11 protein-coding genes are annotated in these 8,204 nt (G+C 66.8%); 6 read left to right on the top strand and 5 right to left on the bottom strand.

Going from position 1 to position 8,204, the window contains the following annotated elements; translation table 11 throughout:
• Window positions 1-29 precede the first annotated feature (29 nt).
• Window positions 30-380 (top strand): hypothetical protein, encoded by a 351-nt coding sequence (locus DI526_RS11190; RefSeq protein WP_304277620.1) that lies wholly within the window; start codon window positions 30-32, stop codon window positions 378-380.
• Window positions 377-943, top strand: coding sequence for a hypothetical protein (locus DI526_RS11195; protein WP_304277622.1), 567 nt, complete (start codon window positions 377-379; stop codon window positions 941-943). Before DI526_RS11190 ends, DI526_RS11195 begins: the two co-directional genes overlap by 4 nt.
• On the opposite strand, the gene uvrC is transcribed toward DI526_RS11195, so the two are convergent.
• From uvrC to DI526_RS11210, 3 genes are read right to left on the bottom strand one after another with little or no spacing between them, the layout of a single operon-like run.
• Window positions 930-2,840, bottom strand: a complete 1,911-nt coding sequence (gene uvrC / locus DI526_RS11200) for an excinuclease ABC subunit UvrC (protein WP_304277638.1) — start codon at window positions 2,838-2,840, stop codon at window positions 930-932. The genes DI526_RS11195 and uvrC overlap by 14 nt on opposite strands.
• A gap of 19 nt (window positions 2,841-2,859) precedes the next feature.
• Window positions 2,860-3,138: a type II toxin-antitoxin system RelE/ParE family toxin gene (locus tag DI526_RS11205; protein ID WP_304277623.1), complete on the bottom strand. Its 279-nt coding sequence runs from the start codon at window positions 3,136-3,138 to the stop codon at window positions 2,860-2,862.
• Window positions 3,135-3,425: an antitoxin gene (locus DI526_RS11210; RefSeq protein ID WP_304277625.1), complete on the bottom strand. Its 291-nt coding sequence runs from the start codon at window positions 3,423-3,425 to the stop codon at window positions 3,135-3,137. The genes DI526_RS11205 and DI526_RS11210 overlap by 4 nt, the downstream gene beginning before the upstream one ends.
• A gap of 61 nt (window positions 3,426-3,486) precedes the next feature.
• Between DI526_RS11210 and DI526_RS11215 the strand changes: the two genes are divergently transcribed.
• Together DI526_RS11215 and DI526_RS11220 are read left to right on the top strand one after the other, a co-directional pair.
• Entirely contained in the window at window positions 3,487-4,107 is a 621-nt protein-coding gene (locus tag DI526_RS11215) for a TIGR02466 family protein (protein ID WP_304277627.1), read from the top strand.
• 271 nt (window positions 4,108-4,378) lie between these two features.
• Window positions 4,379-5,407, top strand: a complete 1,029-nt coding sequence (locus DI526_RS11220; protein ID WP_304277629.1) for an AI-2E family transporter — start codon at window positions 4,379-4,381, stop codon at window positions 5,405-5,407.
• A 13-nt stretch (window positions 5,408-5,420) separates the two neighbouring features.
• Here the strand turns inward: DI526_RS11220 and DI526_RS11225 are convergent, their stop codons facing one another.
• Both DI526_RS11225 and DI526_RS11230 read right to left on the bottom strand, forming a co-directional pair.
• Window positions 5,421-5,555: a hypothetical protein gene (locus DI526_RS11225; protein WP_304277640.1), complete on the bottom strand. Its 135-nt coding sequence runs from the start codon at window positions 5,553-5,555 to the stop codon at window positions 5,421-5,423.
• Window positions 5,552-5,908 (bottom strand): thiol-disulfide oxidoreductase DCC family protein, encoded by a 357-nt coding sequence (locus DI526_RS11230; protein ID WP_304277630.1) that lies wholly within the window; start codon window positions 5,906-5,908, stop codon window positions 5,552-5,554. The genes DI526_RS11225 and DI526_RS11230 overlap by 4 nt, the downstream gene beginning before the upstream one ends.
• 136 nt (window positions 5,909-6,044) lie before the next feature.
• On the opposite strand from DI526_RS11230, the gene DI526_RS11235 reads away from it, so the two are divergent.
• Window positions 6,045-7,607 (top strand): oleate hydratase, encoded by a 1,563-nt coding sequence (locus DI526_RS11235; protein WP_304277632.1) that lies wholly within the window; start codon window positions 6,045-6,047, stop codon window positions 7,605-7,607.
• A gap of 130 nt (window positions 7,608-7,737) precedes the next feature.
• Window positions 7,738-8,073, top strand: coding sequence for a hypothetical protein (locus DI526_RS11240; protein ID WP_304277634.1), 336 nt, complete (start codon window positions 7,738-7,740; stop codon window positions 8,071-8,073).
• Window positions 8,074-8,204: the final 131 nt, after the last annotated feature.

The following is an 8,204-nucleotide window of genomic DNA, read 5'->3' on the forward strand; positions in this document are numbered from 1 at the left end:
CTTGCAACCATAGGCGGCTTCGGCGCCGCTTGGCGAGCTTCGTCTACGCCCTTTTGGGTTGTCTTTTTGGCTGGGCTCGCCAAGCTGCTGGCGGCGAAGGTTCGGGGGACATTGTGGATTGGAAGGCTTGGTGGGTCGCGCTGCAGGCGCGCATGGCGCCGATAATCGCGGACGCCATTGTGTTGGTCGTGATCCTGGTGACGATGACCATCGTCAGCTACATCAACGTGAAGTTCCATCCGCCGGCTGGGGTCGTTTTCTTCAGTGGCGCGGCTTTTCCGCTCAGATTGTCGTTGATCCTTGATGCGATCGACGTCGCCGTTGTTATATTATTTGGCGTGCGCACTGTGTGGCACAGCTTGAAAGGGGTCCTGAAATGAGCTTCGCGCTCAAACTGGCCCGAGAGGTCAAGACTTCGGCGCAGGTGTTTGGCTCGGCGATCATCGCCGTGGCGCTGCTCGGGGCCACGGTATCGACGATCGCTAATCTACAGCCGGAAAGCTGGCAAAATATCCTGGCCTGGTTCTCAAGAGCCGGAATCGCCCCGGCGCTTTGCGCGTATCTGGGTGGCTTGTTCTTCGCTGGCGTTTTGATGCGGATGTCGACGGAGGGGCGCCGCGCCAGCGTGGAACTGAGGACGCTAAACTCCATCCGGGCGCTGGAAGGGCGGCTGGACACTCTTCGAGACAAAGCGCGCGATCATGAGGCGGCTGATCTCGCGCTGGTCGCGCGCGAAGACCTGATCATCCGGCTTCAGAGCATCGAAGCCGCGACTATCATGGAAATGCTGGTCGAGGGCGCTGTCCGAAAGGAGGCGGAGAGCGACGTGATCCGACGTGTTTTCGGGGAGGCTATTGCGACCTCGCCGAAAGCCGATCAACTGTCTGATATCTTCGGGCAGATTAAAAAGATCGCGAGCGACGCCCCCGCTACCCCTTCCTGAAAAACCCGTGGATCCGCTCCGCCAGGGCCTGGCTCACCCCCTCGACCTTGACCAGGTCCTCGACGCTCGCCCGGCTGACGCCCTTGGCTGAGCCGAACGCGTGGAGCAGGGCCTTCTTGCGGCCGGGGCCGACGCCCTCGATCTCATCCAGCGGGTTCTTCTTCAGGTCCATGGACCGGCGGGTGCGGTGAGCGCCGATGGCGAAGCGGTGGGCTTCGTCGCGCAGGCGCTGCAGGTAGTAGAGCACCGGCGACTTGGGCTCGAGCATGAAGGGCGGTTGGCCCGGCAGGAAGAAGCGCTCGAGGCCGGCGTCGCGGTCGGGGCCCTTGGCCACCCCGACCACGGCGATGTCGTCGACGCCGAGGTCGGCCATGATCTCCAGCGCCGCGTCCAGCTGGCCCTTGCCGCCGTCCACGAGGACGAGGTCGGGGCGGTTGTCGCTGTCGCCTTCCTCCTCCTCCTTGACCAGGCGGGCGAAGCGGCGCTTCAGCACCTCCTTCATCATGCCGTAGTCGTCGCCGGGGGTGAGGTCGGCCCCGCGGATGTTGAACTTGCGGTACTGGCCCTTCATGAAGCCTTCCGGGCCGGCCACGATCATGCCGCCGACGGCGTTGGTGCCCTGGATGTGGCTGTTGTCGTAGACCTCGATCCGCTCGGGCGGGGCCTCCAGCTTGAAGGCCTCGCAGACCCCGGCGAGGAGCTTGGTCTGGGCCGAACCCTCGGCCATCTTGCGGCCAAGCGCTTCGCGGGCGTTGGTCAGCGCATGGCCGACCAGATCGGCCTTCTCGCCGCGCTTGGGGACGCTGATCTCGACCTTGCGGCCGCTTTTCACGCAGAACGCCTCGGCCAGCAGCGCGGCTTCCGCCGGCTGGACATTGGTCAGGATCAGGCGCGGGATCGGCTTGTCGTCGTAGAATTGGCCGAGGAAGGCGGTGATGATCCGCTGTTCCTCGGTGACGCCCTCCTCCTCGCTCTCATCGGCCGCGCCGGTGATGCGGGGGAAGTAGGCGCGGTTGCCCCAGTTCTGGCCGGCGCGGAAGAAGAACACCTGCACGCAGGCCTGGCCGCCCTCGACGTGCAGGGCCACGACGTCGGCCTCGTCCACGGTCTCGGGATTGATCTGGGTCTCCTGGGCGACGCTGGACAGGGCGCGGATGCGGTCGCGCAGGCGGGCGGCGCGCTCGAACTCCAGGTCCTCGGCGGCCTCCTCCATCTGCTTGGCCATCGAGGCGATCACCGCGCGGGACTTGCCCCGCAGGAAGGCCTCGGCCTGGTCGACCAGGGCCTGGTAGTCGTCCTTGCCGATCAGGCCGGTGCAGGGGGCGGCGCAGCGCTTGATCTGGTGCAGCATGCAGGGCCGGTCGCGCGTCTCGTAGACGCTGTCGCTGCACGAGCGCAGCAGGAACGCCTTCTGCAGGGTGTTCAGCGTGCGGTTGACCGCCCAGGCGCTGGCGAAGGGCCCGAAATAGTCGCCCTTGATCGTGTGGGCGCCGCGGTGCTTGCGCAGCTGCGGGGCGTCGTGATCGCGGCGGATCATGATCTCGGGGAAGCTCTTGTCGTCGCGCAGCAGCACGTTGAAGCGCGGCTTCAGCGACTTGATCAGGTTGATCTCGAGCAGCAGGGCGTCGGCTTCGGTGCGGGTGGTGACGAACTCCATCGACCGCGTGGCGTCGACCATGTGGGCGATGCGGTTGGTGTGGAAGCGGCCCTGGGCGTACTGGATCACCCGCTTCTTCAGGCTCTTGGCCTTGCCGACGTACAGGACCTCGTCGGCCTCGCCGATCATCCGGTAAACGCCGGGCGCGTCGGGCAGCCGCGTGACCTCGTCCTTGATCAGGGCGGCGCCGGTCAGGCGGGGGGAGGGGGTGTCGGAAGTTACGTCGGTCACGGGGGAGATATAGGCGAGTCCGAGGCGGTCAGCGACGTTCGAGGCTGTGTCGGATGCGGAGGATCACGACCGCGTCCGGATACACGCGATACTGCAGGACATAACCGTGGGCGCCGAACGAGACGTAAAGTTCTCGCATGTTCTGGGATTTGCGGCGGCCGAGGTCGGAATGCTGGGCGAGCTGATCGGCTCTGTTCAGGATAAGGTCGATGGCCCGGTCGGCCGCCGAGGGCGCTCGGTTCAGCAGCCAGCGCCGCAACTTGGTCAAGTCACGTCTGGCCCGCGGGCCGAGCTCGACGGATTTCATCCCCTGGCCTTGATCCTCGGCTCGGGCGGCGGCAGTTCGTTTTCGGTGTCCCAAGAGGCGACCCAACGCTTGACGTCCTCAAGCGGAATACCGCCATCTCGGCGGACCTCGTCGGAATGGGCGCGCAGTTCACGCCAATAAGCGTCGTCGTCGGTATAGCCCCAATCCTCGTCGGACATCACGTGAAGGGCGTCGATCGCGTAAGCGTCGACATCCTTTCCCTCGGCCTCCGCAGAGGCTTTCAAGCGTGACGCAAGCTCGGCGGGAATTGTGATCGTCAGATCCATGTTCTAACTATGTTCCACTTCCCGTTTGTCGTCAACGCGCTCCGGCGCTATGACGCGCCCCATGACCACGCGCAGCCTCTTCGCCACCCCGATCTACCAGGCCAGTCTCGCCGGCGAGAAGGGGTTCGAGACCTTCATCGACGACCTGCACGACGCCTGCGTCGCCATCGCCGAGGAGGACGAGGCCGGCCAGGCCTGGGCCTACAACAAGGGCTATCTGGGCTATACGTCCTACGCCTCGCTGAACGACCTGCCGCAGCGCGACAGCCTGTTCGCCGACCTGAAAAAGAAGCTCGACAAGCACGCGGCGGCCTTCGCCAAGGACCTGTGCTTCGACCTGGGGGCCGGCAAGCTGGTCATGGACAGCTTCTGGATCAACATCCTGGAGCCGGGCGGCCAGCACACCGGCCACATTCACCCGCACAGCGTCATCTCCGGCACGATCTACGTGACCATCCCGCCGGGCGCCTCGGCCCTGAAGTTCGAGGACCCGCGCCTGCCGATGATGATGGCCGCGCCCAACCGCCTTCCCGACGCGCCCGAGAGCCTGCAGCCGTTCGTCTACATCCAGCCGGCGCCCGGGACGATCCTGTTGTGGGAGAGCTGGCTGCGCCACGAGGTGACGCCCAACCAGGCCGACGAGCAGCGGATCAGCGTCAGCTTCAACTACGCCTGGCGGTAGGGGGGCTTCGGTTTCTCCAGCGCTCCTCCCTCCGATCTTCCCGGCGAATGCCGGGATCCAGATCGAATGCACGAGTGACGATCCGGCTGGTGACGGTTGATGGCGCGTCATCCCCAGTCGCTCCGGATGAATGTGGGCCCCGGCATTCGCCGGGGAGGTCGGTGTTTTGGAAGGGCTCCGCCACCGTGAAGCATCCGCTCACCCCTGAACGGTGGCGCTTGCCGCTGCGGAAATGGTATCGCCCGCGGAGGACCACCCCGCGGAAAGCCTCATGACCAAGCCCGGCACATCGTTCCTGGTGAACTTCGCCATGGCCTCGGCCCTGCTGTACGTGTTTCGGGGCGTGCTGTGGCCGTTCACCCTGGCGCTGGTGCTGGCCATCCTGATCATGTCGCTCAGCGAGCGGGTCGTGCGGCTGTTGCCCAGGGCGCGGCGCTGGATGGTGTTCGCGATCACCGCCGTGATCGTCGGCGGGATCATCGTCGCCAGCATGGCGGTGGTGATCGAGGGCGCCTCGCGGATCGTCGGCGAGATTCCGGCCATGCTGGCGCGCATCGACCAACTGCTGGCGACGGTCCCCGCGCCGGGCGGCGGACGCCTCAGCCTGGAGGCCCTGGCAGAGAAGGTCGAGCTGGGGCCGGTCGCCGACCGCCTGCTGGGCAGCGTCCAGGACGCCTCGGCGGGCCTGGGCCTGACCCTGATCTTCCTGTTCTTCCTGCTGCTGTCCAAGCCGATGATCGAGAAGCGGGTCGAGTCGATCATCGCCTCGCGCGGCGGGCGGGGCCTGGCGACGGTGCTGGAGCGCAGCTTCTCGGGCGTCGAGAGCTACATGTACGTCCAGTCGGTCACCGGCCTGATGATCGCGGTCGGGGCGGGCGTGGTCATGGCCGCCGTCGGCCTGGACAACGCCCTGTTCTGGAGCCTGGTGATCTTCCTGTTCTCGTACCTGCCGGTGCTGGGCGTCCTGGCCGGCAGCGTCGGGCCGACCCTGTTCGCCCTGCTGCAGTTCCCCAGCCTGACGCCGGCGATCGCGGTGTTCGTCGGGATCCAGGTCGTCTCGTCGATCGTCGGCAACCTGGTCCTGCCCAAGATGCAGGCCGACAGCCAGAACATCGACCCGGCCGCCAGCCTGATCGCGGTCGGCATGTGGACGGTGCTGTGGGGCGTGCCCGGCGCCTTCCTGGCCATCCCCCTGACCCTGGCCTTGATGTACGCCCTGGCCCAGTACGAGGACCTGCGCTGGCTGGCCGTCCTGATCTCCCACGACGGCGACCCGACGCCGATGGAGCCGGCGGAGTAACACACATCCCGTGTCATCCCGGCCGGAAGACCGCGTAGCGGGCTGCAGAGCCGGGACCCAGGGGCCACCGCACTGCCGTTTGTCCTGGGTCCCGGCTCTCCGCTTCGCTGCGGCCGGGATGACACGGGTTTTGGGCTTTAACGGTCAGCGTTCCCGCTGCTTGAAGAACCGCTGCAGCCTGGGCCGCACGCGCAGGAACCGCCGGTAGAGGGCGTCCAGCGCCTTCAGCGCCCAAGGCCGTCGCGCCAGCAGGCCGAAGGGCCTCAGCATCGGGATCGCCCGCCACATCGCCGCGAAGGCCGCCGCGCCGGACAGCAGCTGGCCGTCCTCGCGGGCGTGGAACCTGGCCAGCAGCTCGGCGCGGTCGATCGGGCAGCTGGCGTCCTCGCTCGCCACATCGATGAAGCTGATAGCCTCCCGTCGATCCAGCCGGCGCATCAGGGCGATCTCGCGGACGCACAGCGGGCACGCGCCGTCGAACCACACCGTCACCTGAGCCATGGGCGCGCCCTCCAGACTTCGCGCCTGAGGTGGGGCCGGCCAGCGTCGCCGTCAATCCTTGACGCGGCGCAAGGCGGGGCGCGGCGCGCAGGCCGACAACGCCGGCCTCGATCAAGCGTACGGAAGGATCTGGGCCATGAAACACTATTTTGTCGGCGGCGGGATCGGCGCCCTGGCTGGAGCCGCCTTCCTGATCCGCGACGCGGGCGTTCCCGGCGCGGACATCACGATCTACGAAAAGAACCCCAAGGTGTTCGGCGGCTCCCTGGACGGCTCGCGCCTGCCGGACGGCTCGTACTCGCTGCGCGGCGGGCGGATGCTGACCACCGACCACTACGAGTGCACCTGGGACCTCTTGTCGACCATCCCCAGCGTCGACGCGCCCGGCCAGACGGTGCGCGAGCAGACCATCGCCTTCAACAAGCAGGTCGTCGCCCACTCGCAGGCCCGCCTCGTCGACCGCAACCTGCACAAGGTCGACGTCACCCACCTGGGCTTTTCGATGCAGGACCGGCTGGAGCTGGTGCGGCTGATGCAGACTCCGGAGGAGACTCTGGGCGACACGCCCATCACCGACTGGCTGTCGCCGCCGTTCTTCGAGACCAATTTCTGGTTCATGTGGCAGACGACCTTCGCCTTCCAGCCCTGGCACAGCGCCGTCGAGCTGAAGCGCTACTTCCACCGGTTCATGAACGAGTTCCCGCGCATCGAGACGCTCGGCGGGGTCAAGCGCACGGTCTACAACCAGTATGACGCCATCGTCGCGCCGCTGGAGCGCTGGCTGCGCGAGCGCGGCGTGAACTTCGTCGGCGACACGGCCGTCACCGACATGGAGGTCGTCACCGAGGCCGGCCGCCACCGCGTCGCCCGACTGACCCTGGATCGCGAAGGCAAGGTCGAGACGGTCGAGGTCGCGCCCGACGATCTCGTCTTCTACCAGAACGGCTCGATGACCGACGCCACCAGCCTCGGGACGATGGACGCCCCGCCGCCGGCCATGACCAAGGCCGACAGCCAGGGCTGGGCGCTGTGGGAAAAGATCGCCGCCGGCCGCCCCGAGTTCGGCAACCCGGCCGCCTTCAACACCCAGATCACCCGCAGCCTGTGGGAGTCGTTCACCGTCACCTGCCGCAACCCGAAGTTCTTCGACGCCATGACCGCCTTCAGCGGCAACGCGGCCGGGACCGGGGGGCTGGTGACCTTCAAGGACTCGCGCTGGCTGATGTCGGTGGTGCTGTACCACCAGCCGCACTTCCTGGATCAGCCGAAGGGCTGGTCGGTGTTCTGGGGCTACGCCCTGCATCCCGACCGGGTCGGCGACTTCGTGGCCAAGCCGATGAGCCAGTGCGGCGGGCGCGAGATCCTCGAGGAACTGTGCGGTCATCTGGGCCTGGAGCTGGACGTCTTCGAGGACGCCACCTGCGTGCCGTGCCGGCTGCCCTACATCACCTCGATGTTCATGCCGCGCCGCAAGGAAGACCGGCCGCTGCCGGTCCCGGAAACCTCGGTGAACCTGGCCTTCGTCAGCCAGTTCGTGGAGATCCCCGACGACGTGGTGTTCACGGTCGAATACTCGGTGCGCGCCGCCCAGACGGCGGTCTACCGGCTGAAGGGTGTCCACCGCGCGATCCCGCCGATCACCCGCCACGACCACGCGCCCGAGGTGCTGCTGCGTACGGTGGTCAAGGCGATGCGCTAAAATACGGTGTCATCCCGGATAGCCTCTGCGAGGTTTCCGGGATGACACGGCGTGTTTGGTGAAAGCCGCCTCTCGACGGCGTGCTTAGTCAGCGTCATCCTTCCCTTAGAAAGGGGAGGGAGAGCGCAACATGGCGCCGTTTCGACTGTTCCTGCTGACGTGCCTTGTGGTCATCGTCGGCTACACCAGCGTCACCATCGCCCACCACGGCTGGAACCTGCTGCCGATCTTCTTCGGCGACATGGCGGCGATGGGCTGGCCCGGCCAGTTCAATCTGGATTTCTTCTGCTTTCTCTTGCTGTCGGGCCTTTGGGTGTCGTGGCGCGGCGGCTTCAAGCCGGCCGCCATCGCCCTGGGCGTGGTGGCGGTGTTCGGCGGGATGCTGTTTCTGTCGATCTACCTGCTGGTCCTGCTGTCGCGCTCGGGCGGCGACATCCGCCGCGTACTGTTGGGCGAGCGGGCCTGAGCTGATCCTTCCTCCCCATTAGGGGGAGGTGGATCGATGCGAATACGCATCGAGACGGAGGGGGTCCGCGTAGCGGTGATGCGACGGCGACCCCGCTGGCCCCCTCCACCGGCGTTCGCCGGTCCCCCTCC

Origin of the sequence: Caulobacter segnis (assembly GCF_003243465.1) — a bacterium.
Classification (GTDB): domain Bacteria; phylum Pseudomonadota; class Alphaproteobacteria; order Caulobacterales; family Caulobacteraceae; genus Caulobacter; species Caulobacter segnis_A.

What these genes read in the sequence shown, in the direction of transcription:
- DI526_RS11195 (WP_304277622.1), top strand. Translation starts at nt 377, where the DNA reads ATGAGCTTCGCGCTCAAACTGGCCCGAGAGGTCAAGACTTCGGCGCAG.
- DI526_RS11205 (WP_304277623.1), bottom strand. Translation starts at nt 3,138, where the DNA reads ATGAAATCCGTCGAGCTCGGCCCGCGGGCCAGACGTGACTTGACCAAG.
- DI526_RS11210 (WP_304277625.1), bottom strand. Translation starts at nt 3,425, where the DNA reads ATGGATCTGACGATCACAATTCCCGCCGAGCTTGCGTCACGCTTGAAA.
- DI526_RS11215 (WP_304277627.1), top strand. Translation starts at nt 3,487, where the DNA reads ATGACCACGCGCAGCCTCTTCGCCACCCCGATCTACCAGGCCAGTCTC.
- DI526_RS11220 (WP_304277629.1), top strand. Translation starts at nt 4,379, where the DNA reads ATGACCAAGCCCGGCACATCGTTCCTGGTGAACTTCGCCATGGCCTCG.
- DI526_RS11230 (WP_304277630.1), bottom strand. Translation starts at nt 5,908, where the DNA reads ATGGCTCAGGTGACGGTGTGGTTCGACGGCGCGTGCCCGCTGTGCGTC.
- DI526_RS11235 (WP_304277632.1), top strand. Translation starts at nt 6,045, where the DNA reads ATGAAACACTATTTTGTCGGCGGCGGGATCGGCGCCCTGGCTGGAGCC.
- DI526_RS11240 (WP_304277634.1), top strand. Translation starts at nt 7,738, where the DNA reads ATGGCGCCGTTTCGACTGTTCCTGCTGACGTGCCTTGTGGTCATCGTC.